We start from the raw sequence: 18,178 nt of genomic DNA, 5'->3' as shown, positions 1-18,178 counted from the left end.
GAGCGGCTGGATTAAGGTCGGGGCATGCCCAAAATCGTCGATCATGACGCGCGGCGCCGCGAGATCATCGAAGCCGTATGGGCCCTGATCGCGAGACGCGGGCTCGACGCCGTCACCATGCGGGACCTCGCCGCCGAGGCCGGATACGCCAACGGTGCGCTGACCGGCTACTTCCGCAACAAGGACGAGATCCTGCTCGCCGCCTTCCAGCACGCGTTCGAGAGCACCAACGTCCGCGCCCGCGAGTCCATCGCCGACGCGACCGGCCTGGCGGCCCTGCGCCTGCTCTGCCTGGAGATCATGCCGCTCGACGACATACGCCTCATGGAGGCCCGGGTCGTCATCGCCTTCTGGGACCGCGCCGTCCACGACGACCGCATGGCCGGGGTCCACGAGAACGCCATGGCGGCCTGGCGCGAGCAGATGTCCGGCTATCTGCAACAGGCCCGCGGGCAGGGCGACATCGGCACCGACGCCCCGGACGACGCGACCGTCGACACCTTGCTCGCGGCCCTGATGGGTTTCCAGATCAACGCGGTCCTGCTGCCCCACGCCACCACACCTCGACGTCAAGAGGCTGTTCTCGACGGCCTGTTGGGCTCGTTGCGGCCGTAGAGCAGCGGGGGAACTACGGGTACCTCCAGGGCGGTCTCGATGCCGGCCGGTCTCATGCGGAACTCGACGGGGTACGCCTCGCGGCGGGTGCGGCGGTCGGGTTCGGTGGTGCGCCGTATGTAGGGGACCCGGGCAGCGGGCTTGACGCTCCGTCACAAATCCCACGATTACACCGGCTTGGCCAAACTCCCCCTCGACGCCGATCTCCAGACCCTCAGCATGCTCCTCGCCGTCCTGCTGCTGCGGCTCTCGCACGTCCGCCCGGACCCGGTGTCGTCCGCCCCGGCCGACGACACGTTCCGTCGCTCCAGCGCCGCCCTGGAACGGGACTTCCGCACCAGCCACCATGTCGGGGACTACGCCGTCGCCCTCGGCTACAGCCCGCGCGCTCTCACCCGCGCGACCCTCACGGCGACCGGCACGACCGCCAAGCGGTACCTCGACGCCCGCATCCTTCTGGAGGCCAAGCGCCTCCTCGTCCACACCGCCGCGACGGCGGAGGACGTCTCCCGCACCCTCGGATTCGGCGAGCCGTCCGACTTCGCGAAGTTCTTCCGCAAGCGGGACGGACGTACGCCGCTGGAGTTCCGGGCGGTGGCACGCGGGCAGACATGAGTCACCCGAGCGTGCGGAGGTACATATGCGGGAGTTCCGGCCAGGTGAAACCGCCGTACGGCGCGATGTGTTCGGGCGGAAAGTGTGGGGTGCGCATGCGTTGTGGGTCGTCGAGGGCACGACCGAGGCGCTGGTCGTGGGGTGCCGGCCGGGCGCGGAGTTGTTGGTCCCGACGACCTGGATCGAGTGGCTGCGCACGGGAGACGAGACCGCCCGCCTGCGCGCCCTGCCGAACCTGGCCGACGGCAACTGGCTGCTCGGCCGGTGGACTTGGCGGAGTACGGCCCATCTCCAATGGGTGCCGCCCGATACGTGGTTCAGCGTCAACGCGTTCTTCGAAGCCACGGGCGAGGGTCGACTGACGCACTGGTACGTCAACTTCCAGCAGCCGATGCGCCGTACGCCCATCGGCTTCGACACCTTCGACCTGCTGCTGGATCTGGTGGTCGCGCCCGACCTGTCGCGGATGGAGTGGAAGGACGAGGACGAGTACGCCCACGGCCGCCGGTTGGGAGTGGTGAGCGAGGACGACCACCGGGCGGTGGAGAGGGCTCGCGAGGAGGCGGTCGCGATGATCAGGGAGGCCGTCGGGCCGTTCTCCGTCGACCGGGGGCTGGGGAACTGGCGCCCCGAACCCCACTGGCCGGACCCCCAACTGCCCGCCGACGTAGTGACCTTGGGCTAGTCGACGCTGCCCACATCCCTCAACGGCCCGAAACTCACCGGCAGTTCGCTCAGACCCCGCAGCAGTGTGCTCGTTCGCCAGGTCAGTGAGGCGGGGTCGGTGGCGAGTGCGAGGTCGGGGCAGTGGTGCACGAGGAGGCGTACGGCGATGGCGGCCTCGGTGCGGGCCAGGGGTGCGCCGAGGCAGTGGTGGAGGCCGTGGCCGAAGGCGAGGTGTGCCGGGCCTCGACGCCGCAGGTCGAAGCGGTCGGGTTCGGGAAAGTGCTGGGGATCCCGGGAGGCCGCGGCCAGGGATATCTGCACCGCGTCTCCGGCCGGTATACGCGTACCGGCGAGGTCCAGGGACTCCGCCGCGAAACGGAACGCGGTGGCATGGACGGGCGAGTGGAAACGCAGCGACTCCTCCACGGCGGCACCGGCCAAGTCCGGCTCGGAGCGCAGTAGTTCGAGCTGGTCGGGGTGGGTGAGCAGGGCATGGACGGTCGCGGAGATCAGGTTGACGGTCGTCTCATGGCCGGCGACGAGAAGCAGGAAGGCCATCCCGAGGAGTTCCTCGGAGGCGAGCGGCGACTCGGTGGCGGGTTCGCGGGCCGCGGTGACCAGGTCGCTGAGCAGGTCGGCCTCGGGAGTGCCGCGCTTGCGGTGGATCAACTCGGCCAGGTAACCGCCCAGCGCGGCTGCGGCCGAGGCGCCCGCTTCGGGCGAGGCGGGCATGACGAGTTCGTTCGACCAGGCGTGGAACACCGTACGGTCGACGGCGGGCACCCCGAACAGGTCGCAGATCACCGTGACGGGCAACGGCAGGGCGTACCGGCTCACCAGATCCACCGTCCCGCACGCCGGCAGCTCGGCGAGCAGATCACCGGCGATCTCCACGATGCGCGGGCGGAGGGCGGCGATGCGCGCGGGCGTGCAGTGGCCCGCGACCAGCCGCCGTAGTCGCGTGTGGTCCGGGGGGTCGGTCTGGAGACCGTTGCGGCCGTACCGCCCCTCCCTCACCACGGCCGCCGGTCCCGACGCCTGGCTCCGCCCCCTCGCCCTCCTCCTCGACGGCCTGCGTGGCACACCCGCCGCGCCCGCGCTCCCGGCCCCCGCCCTGACCCCGGCCCAACTCGGCAAGGCCCTGGAAGGACTCGGACCGGGCAGCTGAGTCGGCTACGGCGAGAACGCGCCGATCCGGAGCGGTGTGCGCCCGCGTACCGCCCACGCGCGGGCGGTGAGCGCGATCGATCCGTCCGGCTGTGTCGGGACGGAGGCGCGGAGTGCTTCGCGCAGCCGGTCCCGGGAAGGTGCCGCGAGGGCGGCGACGTAGCCGGGAGCAGGTCCTTGTCCGGCGAGGAACGGTTCCCACAGATCCGTGAAGTCGGCGAAGGCGGTGGGCACTTCGACAGCGCTCACCGCTACGTCGAGCAGCCCGGCCGCCGTCCACATCTCCCGCAGCGGCTCCGGACGGCACACCGGGAACCTGCGGCCCTCGTCGAGTTCGGCGGCCGACGGGTCCGTCGCTTTCGCCGCGTCCCAGAAGTGCCGCAGGAACGCCATGCCGTCGGCGTAGTCCCACACGTACGCGGCGACCAGCCCGCCCGGTCGCACCACGCGGGCCGCCTCGCGCACCGAATCAGCCGGTGCCGCAAGGAAGTTGAGCATCAGACCGCTGACGGCGACGTCGAACACGGCGTCGTGGAGCGGCAGTGACCCGGCGTCGGCCACCGCGAAGCAGGTGGCCGTGGGCACGATGCCGCGGGCCGAGGTGACGAAGCCGAGGGACCGTTCCAGGCCCACCACCGTGCGGGGACGGCACCGGTCGGCGATCGTCGCGGTCAGCGCTCCGGTGCCGCATCCCACGTCCAGCCAGCGCGCGCCGGGCGGGCAGGAGAGCCGGGCGACGAACTCTCCGGCGACACGGCGGCTCCATCGCCCCATGTACCGCTCGTAGGCATCTCCGGCCGCCCACACGTCGTACCGCCGCTTCTCCACACCGACCACGTTCCCCCGGTGGGGCCGTCGCCGCCAGCCGTGCGGAGCGCATCGCCACAACTGCCGTGGTCCCATTCGGGAGTCGATCGCCGAACAGCACAGTGCCCGGCGTCGAAGACCGGTCCCCCGGTCCTTCGGCGCCGGGCAGCACGTCCCCCGTGCGTTCAGCGTGCTCCGGTCAGGACTCGACCCCGGCCTCCTCCAACTTGCCGGTGCGCTCGGGCTGTTCCTCGCTCGGCGCGGCCTGGCGTACGGCCGGGATCGCCGCCGCGACCAGGGCCGCGAGCAGGGCCACGCCGCCGCCGATGATGAGGCCCGTGCGGAAGCCGCCCTCGGAGGTGAAGGTGAAGCCGCCCGCCGTGGTGGTCATCTGGGCGAGGACCACGCCGATGACCGCGGCGCCGATCGAGGTGCCGAGGGAGCGCATGAGGGTGTTGAAGCCGTTGGCGGCCGCGGTCTCGGAGAGGGGGACCGAGCTCATGATGAGGGCGGGCATCGCGCCGTAGGCGAGGCCGACGCCGCTGTTGATGACGATGCAGACGACCATGAGGCCCCATGCGGAGCTCATCAGGCCCATCGACAGGGCGTAGCCGGCGGTGATGACGAGGACGCCGCTGATCAGGGTGAACTTCGGGCCGCGGGCGTTGGTGAGCTTTCCGCCGAGCGGGGAGACGATCATCATCATGATGCCGCCGGGGGCCATCCACAGGCCGGTGGCGAGCATCGACTGCCCCAGGCCGTAACCGGTGGCCGCGGGGAACTGGAGCAGCTGCGGCACCACCAGCATGCTCGAGTACATGCCGACGCCGACGAAGACCGAGGCGATGTTGGTGATCAGGACCCGGGGGCGGGCCGTGGTGCGCAGGTCGATCAGCGGGTCACCGGTGCGCAGCTCCCACACGCCCCAGCCCAGGAACGCCACGATCGCGACGGTGAACAGGCCCAGCACGGTGGCCGAACCCCAGCCCCAGTCGGCGCCCTTGGAGATGCCGAGCAGCAGGCAGACGAGGCCGACGGCGAGGCCGAGGGCGCCGGGGACGTCGAAGCGCTGGCCCTTGGCGGCGGCGGGTACGTCCGGGATCAGGAACCAGATCAGCACGGCGACGACGACGGCGAGTACGGCCGAACCCCAGAACAGGGCACGCCAGTTGGCGTACTGGGCGATGCCTGCGGCGATCGGCAGACCAAGGCCGCCGCCGATGCCCATGGAGGCGCTGACCAGTGCGATGGAGGGGCTGAGCCGCTCCTGCGGTACGACGTCCCGCAGCAGGGCGATGCCCAGCGGGACCATGCCCATGCCCATGCCCTGCAGACCGCGTCCGACGATCATCGGGACGACGGACGAGGAGAGCGCGCAGACCACCGAGCCCACGATCAGCGGGACGGAGCAGGCGAGCAGCATGCGGCGCTTGCCCAGCAGGTCGCCGAGGCGGCCGACGACCGGCACGCAGACGGCCGCCACCAGCAGGGTGGCCGTGATCACCCACGCGGCGTTCGAGGACGAGGTGTGCAGCATCTCCGGCAGATCGGCGATGAGCGGGGTGACCAGTGTCTGCATGATCGCGGCGGTGGTGCCGGCGAAGGCCAGCGTGGCGACCACGCCGCCTGCGCGGGCTGTGGGCTGGGGGGCGTCCATGACGGGACTCCTCGGCATGTCTGTTCAGTCGGGATGTGAAGGAATGTGCATCGTACACATCGTATGTATCAGCCATGTGATGGGGATGATGCATATCGTCGTGCGAGGATGGGCCCGGCCGTCCCGAACCGCAGGACCCGGCGGCGGCGTCGGCAGGAAGCAGGAGGCAGCGGACCGATGGACAGGCGTACGCGCGAGATCGAGTACGAGCAGATGCTCCTCAGCCGGCACGGACTGCTCTCGCAGAAGGGCGGGCGCCGCAAGGACGGCGTGCTGGAGCGCAGCGCCTACATCCTGCTGAGCCGGATCCGCGTCCAAGGGCCCATGTCCATCGGCGAGTTGAGCGACGCCTTCGGTCTCGACACATCCACGCTCAACCGGCAGACGGCGGCGGCCATGCGGTCCGGACTGGTGGAGCGCATCCCCGATCCGCAGGGCGGCATGGCCCGCAAGTTCCGCATCACGGACCAGGGCGCGCGCCTGCTCGACGAGGAACGCGAGGGTCTCGTCCGGTCCCTGGACCAGATCATGGACGACTGGTCGGACGAGGACATCGACACCTTCGCGGCTTTTCTACGACGCTTCAACACCGACATCGAGCGGCTCGGTGGGCGTCCCTGGCCACGGCCGTGAGCCCCGCCCCGTGACAACTCACGGGACGGGGCGGTCAGTTCACGACGGGTGTGCCTGTATCAGGAGGAGCGGCGGGCACGGCCTGCCGCGTAGACCCCACCGGCACCGAGGGCGATCACCAGGGCCGCACCGCCCGCTATGAGGCCGACCGGCGCGCTGGAACCGGTCTCCGCCAGCGGCTGATTGCCGCCGTTGGGCGTCGCCTTCGGAGAGGGCGACGGCGACGACTTCAGCGGCGGGACGTGCGCGGAGGTGGGAGGCGTCGTCGACGGCTTGGGGCTGGCCGGCGGCGTCGACTCCTCGGCGGGAGGCGTGCTGTCGGCCGGGGTCGACGGCGTCGCGGGCGGCGCCGAGGCCGGCTGGGTCGGCGTCGGGGTGGGCGAGTCCGGCGTGCTCGGGGTGCACTCCTTGTCGCCGCCGTTCCAGGCCGCGATGAGGTGGTACGGGGTCGTGATGTTGTCGGGCTCGTACGGAAGGGGGCCGTGGCCCTCGCCCGTGCCGCCGTCGTAGGTGACGTCGTCGCCGTACAGGTCGATCTGGCCGTAGCAGTCGGGCGACTTGACCTTCAGCTGCTGCCAGGTGTCCTGCGAGCCCGCGACGTCCTTGGCGGTGAGGTAGACCGTGGCCTTGTCGACCATGGTCTGGTGGCCCGAGGTGTACCAGTTGGAACCCTCGGTGGTGTATTCGGCGAGGGAGACGGGGTACTTGCAGCCGTCCCCGACGCTCTGGTCGGGAGCCAGCCGGACCTCGACGGTGCCGGGGACGGTGTCCCACTGGTGGAAGCCGCCCTGCGAGGTCCAGTCGGCGCCGAGAACGTTTCCATCGGCACCGACGATGCGGTACTGCACGGTGGCGGACTGGCAGGCCGCGGAGTCGGCGGCGCTCGCCGGGCCGGCCGCGAGCACGGGCGCGGCGGCGGCGAGGAAGGCGCTTGCTGCGAGGGCGGACAGGGATCGGAGGTGGTGCGAACGTGACAAAGTGAGCCTCGACGATGGTGAAGGGTGTGGGAGGTGGCAGAGCGCGAGCGGCGGGCGCACGAAAGGAGACGATCGAGGCGTGCGCGACCGGACCGCTCGCAGGTGCTTCGCTCAGCTAAGACACAGCGAAGCAAGCTGAATTCTTGTCACCTTTCACAACTCCCGTCAATCCTTCACCAGTTGGCCACAGGTCAAGATCAGGACGCGATCGCGACGAGGTGCCAGCGCAGTCCCTCCAACTCGACGTAGAGACCGAGGTCCAGGAGCTCGTCGCCGTCCCGGTCGTAGGTCACTTCGGAAATCAGTTCGGTGAGTTGGCGGTGACCGCCGCGCAGGTCGCTCCACGGGAGGCGGACCCGGCCCTGGGCCGGCTGCTCGGAGAGGTTGACGACGACGAGATGGCGGCTGGAACCGGTCGTCCAGGACCAGGCGACCAGGTTCTCGTGGGTGGGGTTGTCGGGCCAGCCGGTGCAGTCGAGCAGCTGCCACTCCCCTCCCGTGCGCATGCCGGAGGCGCCGACCGCGGCGAGCAACTGGTGCTGGAACGCGTGGAGTTCCTTGTCGACGGGCTCCTCCGGCCGGCGGGCGAGGAACACCGGCGGGCGCACCCGTCGCCCTTCGAACTGGCCCTCGTGCCAGAGTGTCGCGCCGGGCAGCGTCGCGATGGTGACCGCCGCCGCCCGCTCCCGCTCGGGAGAGAGCGTGGCGGCGGCCCGGGGTTCGTCGTGGTTCTCCAGGAAGCGGACCAGGCCGCGCTGGTAGCCGGGGTCGGCCCGCAGATGGCCGCGCACCGAGTCCGCGCCCTCGTGCAGCAGCCGGTCGTAGAGCCGTTTGTCGTAGCAGTGGTCGAACCCCTGCTGCTGGAGGGCCCATTCGAGGTCCCAGTAGGCCTCGGCGACGAAGAGGAGGTCGGGGTGGCGTTCGCGGACCCGCGGGACGACGTACGGCCAGAAGTCCTCGGCAGGAGCCGTGCCCGCGCGTCCGCCCCAGGTCTTGGTGAACACGTCGGTCATCAGCAGCATGGCCATGTCGCAGCGCACGCCGTCCGCCTGGTCGCCGATCGAGGCCAGGGTGTCGACGGCCGCCGTACGCAACTCCTCGCTGAAGGCGTTGAGTTGGACGACGTCGGGCCAGGGCGCGAAGTAGGGGTCGCGGCCCCGGGCGAAGACCTTGCCGCCGGCTTCCAGGAAGGAGGCGGGGTCGCGGGCCAGGTCGTCCTGGGTGCCCTGGACCAGGCAGCCGGGGCGTTCGGTCAGCCACGGGTGGTCGGGGGCCACGTGGTTGGGGACGTAGTCGAGGATCAACCGGACGCCACGGGAGGCCAGTTGGGCGCGGGCCTCCGCCAGTCCCGCCGGGCCGCCGAGGGTTGCGTCCACGACGTAGTTCCGGACGCAGTACGGCGATCCGGCCACGTCCTCGGGGCGGAGGTCGGGCAGCGCCGCGCGGAACGAGGCCTGGAGCGCGGGGTCACGCAGCGCGATCTCCAGTCCGGCCGGGCTGCGTTCCCACACGCCCATCAGCCAGACGGCGTCGACGCCCGGGAGGGCGACCTCGTCCCAGGCGGGCGCGGGCACCTCGCCGAGGGTGACGGCACGGCCGTAGCGGCTGCTCAACTCCCCCAGCCAGATGAGGGTGTTGATCTCGTAGATCACCGGGTGCTCGGGCCAGGCGGTCATGACAGCGGCTCCTCTCGGTCGCCGGTCGGGCGCAGGCTCTCGCGGCTCCGGGCCGACCACTCGCCGTCGCCCAGGGTGTGGAAGAGGGTGGCGGTGACGGCCGACAGGCCGGTCCAGCCGGTCTGGTGGGAGGCGCCGAGGCCGGCGCCGTTGTCGCCGTGGAAGTACTCGTAGAAGAGGATCAGGTCCTTCCAGTGCGGGTCCTTGGCGAACTTGGCCTGGGCGCCGTGCACCGGGCGGTGTCCGTCGGCGTCGCTGAGGAAGGTGGCGGTGAGCCGGTCGGCGATCTCGCGGGCGACCTCGTAGAGGGTGAGCTGTCGGCCCGAGCCGGTCGGGCACTCGACGGTGAAGTCGTCGCCGTGGAAGGCATGCAGGTTGAGCAGCGCACGGATCAGCAGCAGGTTGACCGGGAACCACACCGGGCCACGCCAGTTGGAGTTGCCGCCGAACATCCCGGAGTCGGACTCGGCCGGCAGATAGCCGACGCCGTACGTCTCCCCGTGCACCTCGAAGGTGTAGGGGTGCTCGGCGTGGTGCCGGGAGAGGGAGCGGATGCCGTGCGGGCCGAGGAACTCGTCCTCGTCGAGCATCCGGGACAGGATGCGCCGCAGCCGGTCCTCGCCGAACAGGGCGAACAGATAGCGGCCGTCGGCGTTCGGGCCGAGTGCCTCGTGGGAGGAGATGGTGGCTTCGACGGCCGGGTGCCGTTCGATGAACTCCCGTGCTCCCGTGACCAGTTCGGGGAAGCGCTGGTCCGCCCAGCCGCCGACCAGGCTGATGGCCGCGAGGGGGATCAGGCCGACGAGCGAGCGGACCTTGAGCCGGGTCGCCGTGCCGTCGGGCAGCCGTAGCACGTCGTAGAAGAAGCCGTCCTCCTCGTCCCACAGGCTCGCGTTGTCGGCACCGATGCGGTTCATGGCGACGGCGATCCACGCGAAGTGCTCGAAGAGGGACTGTGCCTGCTCGATGTAGACGGGGTTGTCGACGGCCAACTCCAGGGCGATCTCAAGGAGGTTCTGGCAGTAGAGCGCCATCCAGGCCGTGCCGTCCGCCTGGTCGAGGTGGCCGCCGGTGGGAAGCGGGGCGCTGCGGTCGAAGACGCCGATGTTGTCGAGGCCGAGGAAGCCGCCCTGGAAGACGTTGTTGCCGTCGGTGTCCTTGCGGTTGAGCCACCAGCTGAAGTTCTTCATCAGCTTCTGGAAGGCGTTCTCCAGGAAGGCGCGGTCGGCCTTGCCGGTGCGGTGCTTCTCCAACTCGTACAGGAACAGGGTGGCCCAGGCGTGCACGGGCGGGTTGACGTCCCCGAAGTTCCATTCGTACGCCGGGATCTGGCCGTTGGGGTGGAGGTAGAGGCGGCGCAGCAGGAGGTCCAACTGGCCCTTGGCGAAGGTGAGATCGACCATCGACAGGGCGACGGTGTGGAAGGCGAGGTCCCAGGCCGCGAACCACGGGTACTCCCAGGTGTCCGGCATCGACATGATCTCGTCGTTGACCATGTGGTACCAGTTGCTGTTCCGCACCCGGGGGTCGGAGGCGAGCGGGTCGACACCGTGCTCGGACAGCCAGCGCTCGACGTCGAGGTAGTAGTACTGCTTGCTCCACAGCATCCCGGCCAACGCCTGCCGGACCAGCCGCCGTTCGTCGGCCGAGGTGTCGGCGGAGGTGATGCCGTCGTAGAACTCGTCCGCCTCGGCCCGGCGTTGGGTCATGACCGTGTCGAAGTCGCCGGTCCAGTCGGGCAGTTCGGCGGCGGTGAGGCGCAGGCGGACCGTCGCGCTCTGGCCGCCCGGGATGGTGAGCACGTGGTGGACGGCGGCCTTGGTGCCGGTCCGCCCGGGGTTGACCGCTCCGGTCTCGCCCTGGACCACGTAGCGGTCGATGCCGTCCTTGACGTACGGGGAGGCGTTCGAACTGCCGAAGATCTTCTCGTTGTTGGTGTCGTTCTCGGTGAACAGGGTCTGCGCGTCCGCGTCGCAGTACAGCCGGCGTGGGCCCAGCTCCGCGTGGTCGGCGCGGAGCGCGCCGCCGGGTTCCTGCTGGATGGAGGGGACGGCGGTGCCACCCGCCCAGGACCAGGTGTGCCGGAACCAGAGGGTCGGGAGCAGGTGCAACGGGGCTTCGTCGGGGCCCCGGTTGTGCGCGGTGATCTCGATCAGCAGGTCCTCGGGGCCGGCCTTGGCGTACTCGACGAACACGTCGAAGTAGCGGTCCTCGTCGAAGATGCCGGTGTCGAGGAGTTCGTACTCGAAGTCGCCGCGCCCCCGTGACTTGTTGGTGGCCTTGAGGTCCTCGTACGGATACTCCGACTGCGGGTATTTGTAGAGGTACTTCATGTACGAGTGCGTGGGTGTGCTGTCGAGATAGAAGTAGTACTCCTTGACGTCCTCGCCGTGGTTTCCCTCGGAGTTGGTGAGGCCGAACATCCGCTCCTTGAGGATCGGGTCGCGGCCGTTCCACAGCGCGAGCGCGAAGCACAGCCGTTGTTTGTCGTCGCTGACGCCCGCGATGCCGTCCTCGCCCCAGCGGTAGGCGCGGGAGCGTGCCTGGTCGTGGGTGAAGTACGACCAGGCGTCGCCGCCCTGGCTGTAGTCCTCTCGTACGGTGCCCCACTGGCGCTCGCTCAGATAGGGACCCCAACGGCGCCAGGGCACCCCGGAGTCGTCGGCCTCGGCCAGCCGTCGCCGCTCGGCATCCGGTGTGTCAGCGCTCGTCGCCATCGTGTGTCCTCCCCTTGGCCCGACCCATTCCCCCAGACTCGGGTGTCCCGGACCCGACGGCAACACGAACACCCGGGCGGAGCACGCCGGGGCCCGCCAGGAACACCGCAACGGCGAGCAGCAGGGCGGCCGTTGCCGCGATCGGCGGCACGACGAACGCTCCGGCGCTGCCGTGGCGGTCGGCGAGGTACCCGGCCAGCACCTGCCCGGTCGCGGTGCCGAGCGGCCCTCCCGCGCACAGGATCGTCAGGGCGACGGTCGCCCGGTCGGCGGGCGCGAGCCGTTCGGTGAGGGCGTAGAGGCTGATCAGGTACGGGGCGACGGTCACGCCGGCCACGGTCATGGCCGTAGGAAGGGCGTGCAGTCCGTCGCCCACGGCCAGGGTGAGCGTGCCCAGCGATTGGAGAGACGCGCTACCCAGCCACCGGCGCGTTGACGATCCCGATTCTGCCGCGCAGCCTAGCCGCTCACTCCGCTCCGTGGTCCCCGTAGGCCGTGACGGACAGGAAGCGGACGGGGAGTTCGATCAGTTCCTGGGGGCCGTGCGCGCCCTCTCCGTCGAGTTGGAGGGCGTCGCCGGGGCGCATGGTGTAGGCCGCCTCTCCATGGCCGTAGAGCATGATGCCTTCGAGCATGTAGAGGAGTTCGGTGCCGGGGTGCTGGAAGAGGGGGAAGACCTCGCTGGACTCGGTGAGGGTGACCAGGACGGCTTCCATGCGTTTGTGGGGGCCGCGCAGGGCGCCGAGGAGTTCGTAGAGGTGGCCGACGCGGCTGCCGCGGCGGATGATCTGGGCGCCGTGGCCCGCGGGGACGTAGACGGCCTCGCGTTCGGTGTCCACGCCTCGGAAGAGGGCCGTCACCGGGACGTTCAGGCCGGTGGCGAGGCGGCCGAGAGTGGTGAGACTGCACGAGGTATGGGCGTTCTCGATTTTGGAGAGCATGGCTTTCGAGATGCCGACCCGGGCCGCCATCTCCGCCACCGACAGTCCTGCCGCTGTCCGGTAGTGGCGTACCTGGCGGGCGATCGCGGTCTCCAGGTCCACGGGCCCGTCGGCCTGTTCGGGGGTGATCTCCCGGTCGGGCAGCGCGGCTGCCCGGTCGTGGTCGGTGCCCATGACGGTCATTCTGTCCGATGGGCTTGTCTCTACCGGGAGTTGAGGGTCGGGGGTCATCGGCCCAGCGCGAATCGTGGGTGGGGCTCGGCACGGCCGAGGGCGAGGTCGGCGGCCATCGCGCCGATGAGCGGCGTGAACTTGGCGCCGTGGCCCGAGCACGGGGAGACGACGACGAAGGGTCCGGTGCGGTCGAGGACGAAGTCCTCGTCGGGGGTGGTGGTGTAGAGGCAGCTCGCATCGGCCACGGGTGTGGGGTCGAGGCCGGGCACGGTGCGTTCCACCCATGCGGTGACCTTGTCGCGGGAGGCGGGGTCGACGATCCCGGTGCGGGTGTCGGCGGTGGTGGGGGTGCCCTCGTCGTGCTGGGCGACCTTGTACGCCGGGTACGGTCCGCCGTCGCTGCCGGAGGGGAGGCCGTAGAGGTTCAGCCGGTCCTGGTGGACGAGGACCGGCCAGGCTGCCGCCTCGGGGTCGCGGCGGCGGAAGTGGAAGACCTGCTGCTGGGTGACCCGCAGCGGCGGCAGGGGCACGGGAATGCCCAGCGGATCGGCGAGTCCGGGCAGCCAGGCGCCGGACGCGACAACGACGGTGCCGGCGACGACAGTTGGGCCGTCCGTGCGCAGTTCCACCCTGCCGTCGTCGCGGATGTCCGCGCCGGTGACACGGATGCCGGTGAGGACCCGGGCGCCCAGCTCGGCGGCCCGTCTTACGGCGGCGGCCACCGTCGCGTCGGCGTCGATCGTGCCCGCGTCCGGTTGGTGGAGCACGGGGCCGTCGAAGCCGAACTGCGGCCAGCGCTCGGTCGCTTCGGCGGCGGTCAGCAGTTCGTGCGGTACGGCGGCTGCCGCCAGGATGTCCGCGATGCTCTCCGGGTGGCGGCTCGCGCCGAAGTCCAAGCCCCCGGAGATGCGCAGCAGTTGGGCGCCTGTGTCGTGTTCCAGTTCCTGCCAGAGTTCGCGGGCCTCGCCGGTCAGGCGGACGTAGAGGGGGTCGGCGTAGGCGCGGCGGTAGATGCGTGAACTGCCGTGGGAGCTGCCGTGCTTGTGGCCGATGTCGTACGCCTCGACGAGGGTGACCTCGTGGCCCTGCCGGGCGAGTTGCCAGGCGGTGGCCGCGCCCATCAGGCCCGCGCCGATCACGGCGATCATCGGGCGGCTCCGGGGATCCAGTCGGTGCCGGCGAGGGGGACGCGGGCCATGGCGGCGGACTCGACGGTCAGGGCGACCAGGTCCTCGGGTTCCAGGTGGTGGAGGTGGGCCTTGCCGCAGGCGCGGGCCAGGGTCTGGGCCTCCATGGTGAGGACGCGGAGGTAGTTGGCGAGTCTGCGTCCGCCTTCGACCGGGTCGAGGCGGGCGGCGAGTTCCTCGTCCTGGGTGGAGATGCCGGCCGGGTCGCGGCCGTCCTGGAAGTCGTCGAAGTAGCCTGCCGCCGAGCCGAGTTGACGGTACTCGGCTTCGTGGCGCGGGTGGTTGTCCCCGAGGGCGATCAGCGCGGCGGTGCCGATGGCGACCGCGTCCGCGCCGAGCGCGATCGCCTTGGCGACGTCGGCGCCGGTACGGATGCCGCCGGAGACGATGAGTTGCACCTCGCGGTGGACGCCGAGTTCCCGAAGTGCCTGTACGGCCTGGGGAATTGCGGCCAGCGTGGGGATGCCGACGTGCTCGATGAACACCTCCTGCGTGGCGGCGGTACCGCCCTGCATGCCGTCGACGACCACGACGTCGGCGCCCGCGTGGACGGCGAGCTTCACATCGTAATAGGTGCGCGTGGCGCCGACCTTGACGTAGATCGGCTTCTCCCAGTCGGTGATCTCACGGAGTTCGCCGATCTTGATGGTGAGGTCGTCGGGGCCGGTCCAGTCGGGGTGACGGCAGGCGCTGCGCTGGTCCACGCCGACGGGCAGGGTGCGCATCCCGGCCACGCGGTCGGTGATCTTCTGGCCGAGCAGCATGCCTCCGCCGCCGGGTTTGGCGCCCTGGCCGAGGACCACTTCGATGGCGTCGGCCTTGCGGAGGTCGTCGGGGTTCATGCCGTAGCGGGACGGCAGGTACTGGTGGACGAGGTGCTTGGACTGGCCGCGTTCCTCCGGGGTCATGCCGCCGTCGCCGGTGGTGGTGGAGGTGCCGGCCGCGGTCGCCCCGCGCCCGAGTGCCTCCTTGGCGTTCGCGGACAGGGCGCCGAAGCTCATGCCGGCGATGGTGACCGGGATGTCCAGGTGCAGCGGGTACTTGGCGTTGCGGGTGCCGAGGACGACGTCGGTGTCGCAGCGCTCGCGGTAGCCCTCCAGGGGGTAGCGGGACATGCCGGCGCCGAGGAAGAGCAGGTCGTCGAAGTGCGGGAGGGGTCGTTTGGCGCCCCAGCCGCGGATGTCGTAGACGCCGGTCGCGGCGGCTCGTTGGATGGCGTGGATGGTGGCACGGTCGAAGGTGGCCGACTCGCGCAGGCCGCGGAATGCGAAATCCATCTCCATATGGGACCAACTCCCTCAGTACGCGGTCGAGTTGTCGACCTTGAAGTGGTAGAGCCGCCGGGCCGAGCCGTAGCGGCGGAAGTCGGCGGGGTCCTCGTCGAAGTCCGCCGCCTTCAGCAACTCGGCCAGTTCCGCGCGGTGTTCGTCCCGCATCTCCTTCTCCACGCAGTCCGCGCCGAGAGACTTGACCGTGCCCTTGACGTAGATCCGGGCCTCGTAGAGGGAGTCGCCGAGGGCGTCACCCGCGTCGCCGCAGACCACCAGCCGTCCCGCCTGTCCCATGAACGCGCTCATGTGGCCGACGTTCCCGCCGACGACGAGGTCCACGCCCTTCATCGAGATCCCGCACCGGGCCGCCGCGTTGCCTTCGATCACCAGCAGTCCGCCGTGTGCGGTGGCCCCGGCGGACTGGGAGGCGTCGCCGCGCACCCGGATCGTGCCGGACATCATGTTCTCGGCGACCCCGACTCCGGCGTTGCCGTGCACGGTGACCGTGGCGTGCTGGTTCATGCCGGCGCAGTAGTAGCCGACGTGGCCCTCGATGTCGACGGTCACCTCGTCCTTGAGACCGCAGGCGACGCTGTGCGCGCCTCTGGGGTTCAACACCCGCCAGGAAGCGGCCGGTTGCGGAGCGTGAAGCGCCCGGTTGAGATCGCGCACGGTGGAATCCGCGAGGTCCACCAGTGCCGCCTCGGTCAGCGCCGCCATACGTACACCTCTTCCGGCTCGGGTTCGAAGATACGGGCGTGCTCGATGCCCGGCAGGACGTCCAGGGCGCGGTACTCGGAGGCCATCGCCACCCAGGCGTCGGTCTCGGCGACCAGCGCGGGCTTGCAGGCGATGGCGTCGCGGACCACCGCGAAGGAGTCGGCCGTGGAGACCAGCAGCGTGTAAAAACCGTCGAAGCGCTCGCACAGCAGCCGCAACGCCTTCTCCAGGTCGGTGCCGCGGGCGAGGTGGTGGGCGACGAAGCGGGCGCCGACCTCGGAGTCGTTCTCGCTGTCGAACTCGACTCCCTGGGCTCGGAGTTCGCGCCGGATGGTGGCGTGGTTGGCGAACGATCCGTTGTGGACCAGGCATTGACCGGGGCCGACGGAGAAGGGGTGCGCGCCTTCGGGGGTGATGGCCGACTCCGTCGCCATCCGGGTGTGGCCGACGCCCTGGTGGCCGGTCACTCCGGCGAGCCCGAACGACTCCGCCAACGCGACCGGATTTCCGGTGCCCTTGAGGACGGCGAACCGCTCCCCCGAGCCGATGACGGTGGCCTGCGGCAGCGCGGTCGCGACGGCGGCCAGCAACTCGGGGACGGACGTGTCCGCGTGGACCACCGTCGTGGCGTCGGCCGGGACAACCACCGCGTCCGGCAACGCGGTTGACGCCTCCTGCGGGGTGACGCCCAGCAGGGAGACGACGGCGCGCCCGGGTGGCGACAGGCGCGGGTCGCCGTAGACCGCGACGCCCGCCGAGTCCGGGCCGCGTTCCACGACCTGGCCCAGCATGGCGGTGAGCAGTTCACCGAGCCGGGGTTCGAGGGCGGGCTCCCGCAGATGGAGCCCGACGATTCCGCACATGCGGCTCTCCTCTCGTGAGGGGCGGGGGACGGGTCAGAAGGCGGTGAGGTAGCGGTCCAACTCCCAGGCGCCGACCGTGCCGTGCCAGTCGAAGAACTCCTGGCGCTTGACCCCGCCGAAGTACTCGCTGACGCCGGGCCCGGCCGCGTCGAGGGCGCCGCCGATCACCGGGTCGGCGGCCAGTGCCTCCACCGCGTGCAGCAGGGTCGGGGGCAGTTCGGGGCGGGCCGCGGTCGCCGCCGCGTCTCCCGGTTCGCCGGGGTCGAGGGCGCGCTCGATGCCGTCGAGTCCGGCGGCCAGCGCCGCGGCCGCCGCGAGGTAGGGGTTGGCGGAGCCGTCGCCGCCGCGCAGTTCGACGCGGTCGCCGTCGGGGACGCGGACGAAGTGGGTGCGGTCGTTGCCGCCGTAACCCGCCCTGCGGGGTGACCAGGTGGCGCCCGAGCGGGTCGAGACCGCGCCGGTGCGCTTGTACGAGTTGACGGTGGGCGCGATGACGGCCTGGAGGGCGCGGGCGTGGTCGAGGATGCCGCCGACGAAGGAGTAGGCGAGCGGGGACAGGCCCAGGCCCCGGGTGTCGGAGGCGTCGGGGAAGGCGGGTTCGCTCCCCCGCCACAGCGACAGGTGCATGTGCATCCCGGAACCGGTGCGGTCGGTGAACGGCTTCGGCATGAACGTGGCGGTCATGCCCCGCTGTTCGGCCAGCACCGACACCAGGTACCGCATGGTGATGACCCGGTCGGCGGTGGTGAGGGCGTCGGCGTAGGCGAAGTTCTGCTCGAACTGGCCGTTGCCGTCCTCGTGGTCGTTGGCGTAGTTGCCCCAGCCGAGGGAGTTCATCGCCTTGGAGACGGCGGTGAGGTGGTCGTACATCCGGGTCAACCCCCGGGCGTCGTAACAGGGTTGGGCGGCGGTGTCGCGGCTGTCCGCGACGGAGAGTGTGCCGTGTTCGTCGCGGTTCACGAGGAAGTACTCGATCTCGGCGCCGACCGCGAGGGACAGTCCGAGTTCGGCGGCGCGGGCCAGTACGGCGCGCAGAATGACGCGGGGCGCGAACGGCCAGGGTTTGCCCTCGACGTGCGGGTCGCAGTGCACGAGGGCGAGTCCGGGGCGCACGAAGGACAGCGGGGTGTAGGAAGCCGCGTCGGGGAGCGCGATGACGTCCGGGTCGCTGGGCTGCTGGCCGAGCGCGCCGGCGGCGTAGCCCGCGAATCCGACGCCGTCGGACTGGAGTTCCTCGACCGCCTCGACGGGGACGAGTTTGGCGCAGGGCTTGCCCGCGAGGTCGACGAAGACGGCCAGGACGAACTCGACGCCGTCCGCGCGGACTTGCGCGGCGAGGTCCGGAGCGGGGTCGGCCGCCGGTGTGGGGGCGGGGCCGGCGGTCGTGGGCGGTGCGGCTGCGGTGTCCATCGCCATGGGAGGCTCCCAGCATCCAGGGGTTTCCTGATGTGAATCTCTATTTCCCACCAGGAAACTCCCTCGCGATTACGGA

At 70.8% G+C, this 18,178-nt stretch carries 18 protein-coding genes and 1 pseudogene; 5 read left to right on the top strand and 14 right to left on the bottom strand.

Annotation, left to right across the window (positions count from 1 at the left end; genetic code table 11):
• The first annotated feature begins 24 nt into the window (after nucleotides 1–24).
• Entirely contained in the window at nucleotides 25–615 is a 591-nt protein-coding gene (locus tag ACIRRY_RS24350) for a TetR/AcrR family transcriptional regulator (RefSeq protein WP_403976298.1), read from the top strand.
• Here ACIRRY_RS24350 and ACIRRY_RS24345 read toward each other — a convergent pair.
• Nucleotides 570–734 carry a non-oxidative hydroxyarylic acid decarboxylases subunit D gene (locus ACIRRY_RS24345; protein WP_403976407.1) on the bottom strand — a complete coding sequence of 55 codons (165 nt, stop codon included), beginning with the start codon at nucleotides 732–734 and terminating at the stop codon, nucleotides 570–572. The genes ACIRRY_RS24350 and ACIRRY_RS24345 overlap by 46 nt on opposite strands.
• A gap of 58 nt (nucleotides 735–792) precedes the next feature.
• Between ACIRRY_RS24345 and ACIRRY_RS24340 the strand changes: the two genes are divergently transcribed.
• The gene (locus ACIRRY_RS24340; RefSeq protein WP_403976295.1) at nucleotides 793–1,230 is read left to right on the top strand and encodes a helix-turn-helix domain-containing protein; all 438 of its coding nucleotides are present in this window, start codon (nucleotides 793–795) and stop codon (nucleotides 1,228–1,230) included.
• Nucleotides 1,231–1,255: 25 nt separating this feature from the next.
• The gene (locus ACIRRY_RS24335; RefSeq protein ID WP_403976292.1) at nucleotides 1,256–1,915 is read left to right on the top strand and encodes a DUF402 domain-containing protein; all 660 of its coding nucleotides are present in this window, start codon (nucleotides 1,256–1,258) and stop codon (nucleotides 1,913–1,915) included.
• Here the strand turns inward: ACIRRY_RS24335 and ACIRRY_RS24330 are convergent.
• Nucleotides 1,912–2,913, bottom strand: coding sequence for a cytochrome P450 (locus tag ACIRRY_RS24330; protein WP_403976289.1), 1,002 nt, complete (start codon nucleotides 2,911–2,913; stop codon nucleotides 1,912–1,914). The genes ACIRRY_RS24335 and ACIRRY_RS24330 overlap by 4 nt on opposite strands.
• Between ACIRRY_RS24330 and ACIRRY_RS24325 the strand changes: the two are divergent.
• Nucleotides 2,903–3,064 (top strand): annotated as a pseudogene (locus ACIRRY_RS24325) (TetR/AcrR family transcriptional regulator); the annotation flags it as partial. The gene ACIRRY_RS24330 and the pseudogene ACIRRY_RS24325 overlap by 11 nt on opposite strands.
• Nucleotides 3,065–3,069: 5 nt before the next feature.
• Here the strand turns inward: ACIRRY_RS24325 and ACIRRY_RS24320 are convergent.
• Together ACIRRY_RS24320 and ACIRRY_RS24315 are read right to left on the bottom strand one after the other, a co-directional pair.
• Nucleotides 3,070–3,891 (bottom strand): class I SAM-dependent methyltransferase, encoded by an 822-nt coding sequence (locus tag ACIRRY_RS24320; protein WP_403976287.1) that lies wholly within the window; start codon nucleotides 3,889–3,891, stop codon nucleotides 3,070–3,072.
• A 178-nt stretch (nucleotides 3,892–4,069) separates the two neighbouring features.
• The gene (locus ACIRRY_RS24315; RefSeq protein WP_403976285.1) at nucleotides 4,070–5,527 is read right to left on the bottom strand and encodes an MFS transporter; all 1,458 of its coding nucleotides are present in this window, start codon (nucleotides 5,525–5,527) and stop codon (nucleotides 4,070–4,072) included.
• Nucleotides 5,528–5,704: 177 nt separating this feature from the next.
• Here ACIRRY_RS24315 and ACIRRY_RS24310 point away from each other — a divergent pair, with 177 nt between their 5' ends.
• On the top strand, nucleotides 5,705–6,160 hold the full coding sequence (locus ACIRRY_RS24310; RefSeq protein ID WP_403976282.1) for a MarR family winged helix-turn-helix transcriptional regulator: 456 nt from the start codon (nucleotides 5,705–5,707) through the stop codon (nucleotides 6,158–6,160).
• 59 nt (nucleotides 6,161–6,219) lie between these two features.
• Here ACIRRY_RS24310 and ACIRRY_RS24305 read toward each other — a convergent pair whose 3' ends face one another.
• The 10 genes from ACIRRY_RS24305 to glnT form a co-directional block, all read right to left on the bottom strand.
• On the bottom strand, nucleotides 6,220–7,137 hold the full coding sequence (locus ACIRRY_RS24305; RefSeq protein WP_403976280.1) for a hypothetical protein: 918 nt from the start codon (nucleotides 7,135–7,137) through the stop codon (nucleotides 6,220–6,222).
• 197 nt (nucleotides 7,138–7,334) lie between these two features.
• The gene (locus tag ACIRRY_RS24300; RefSeq protein WP_403976277.1) at nucleotides 7,335–8,813 is read right to left on the bottom strand and encodes an alpha-amylase; all 1,479 of its coding nucleotides are present in this window, start codon (nucleotides 8,811–8,813) and stop codon (nucleotides 7,335–7,337) included.
• Nucleotides 8,810–11,530, bottom strand: coding sequence for an MGH1-like glycoside hydrolase domain-containing protein (locus ACIRRY_RS24295; protein ID WP_403976274.1), 2,721 nt, complete (start codon nucleotides 11,528–11,530; stop codon nucleotides 8,810–8,812). Before ACIRRY_RS24295 ends, ACIRRY_RS24300 begins: the two co-directional genes overlap by 4 nt.
• The gene (locus ACIRRY_RS24290) at nucleotides 11,514–11,906 is read right to left on the bottom strand and encodes a hypothetical protein (RefSeq protein ID WP_403976271.1); all 393 of its coding nucleotides are present in this window, start codon (nucleotides 11,904–11,906) and stop codon (nucleotides 11,514–11,516) included. The genes ACIRRY_RS24295 and ACIRRY_RS24290 overlap by 17 nt, the downstream gene beginning before the upstream one ends.
• Nucleotides 11,907–11,997: 91 nt before the next feature.
• On the bottom strand, nucleotides 11,998–12,645 hold the full coding sequence (locus ACIRRY_RS24285; RefSeq protein WP_403976268.1) for a helix-turn-helix domain-containing protein: 648 nt from the start codon (nucleotides 12,643–12,645) through the stop codon (nucleotides 11,998–12,000).
• A gap of 53 nt (nucleotides 12,646–12,698) precedes the next feature.
• Nucleotides 12,699–13,793 (bottom strand): FAD-dependent oxidoreductase, encoded by a 1,095-nt coding sequence (locus tag ACIRRY_RS24280; RefSeq protein WP_403976265.1) that lies wholly within the window; start codon nucleotides 13,791–13,793, stop codon nucleotides 12,699–12,701.
• Nucleotides 13,790–15,109, bottom strand: coding sequence for an FMN-binding glutamate synthase family protein (locus ACIRRY_RS24275; protein WP_403976262.1), 1,320 nt, complete (start codon nucleotides 15,107–15,109; stop codon nucleotides 13,790–13,792). The genes ACIRRY_RS24280 and ACIRRY_RS24275 overlap by 4 nt, the downstream gene beginning before the upstream one ends.
• 21 nt (nucleotides 15,110–15,130) lie before the next feature.
• On the bottom strand, nucleotides 15,131–15,823 hold the full coding sequence (locus ACIRRY_RS24270; RefSeq protein ID WP_403976259.1) for a glutamate synthase: 693 nt from the start codon (nucleotides 15,821–15,823) through the stop codon (nucleotides 15,131–15,133).
• Nucleotides 15,811–16,686, bottom strand: a complete 876-nt coding sequence (locus ACIRRY_RS24265; RefSeq protein WP_403976256.1) for a glutamine amidotransferase — start codon at nucleotides 16,684–16,686, stop codon at nucleotides 15,811–15,813. The genes ACIRRY_RS24270 and ACIRRY_RS24265 overlap by 13 nt, the downstream gene beginning before the upstream one ends.
• Before the next feature lie 33 nt (nucleotides 16,687–16,719).
• Nucleotides 16,720–18,102: a type III glutamate--ammonia ligase gene (gene glnT, locus ACIRRY_RS24260; protein WP_403976253.1), complete on the bottom strand. Its 1,383-nt coding sequence runs from the start codon at nucleotides 18,100–18,102 to the stop codon at nucleotides 16,720–16,722.
• Between the last annotated feature and the right edge of the window lie 76 nt (nucleotides 18,103–18,178).

This window comes from Streptomyces sp. NPDC101776 (assembly GCF_044766845.1).
In the GTDB taxonomy this organism is placed as follows: domain Bacteria; phylum Actinomycetota; class Actinomycetes; order Streptomycetales; family Streptomycetaceae; genus Streptomyces.
This window is presented reverse-complemented; position numbering and strand designations above follow the sequence as displayed.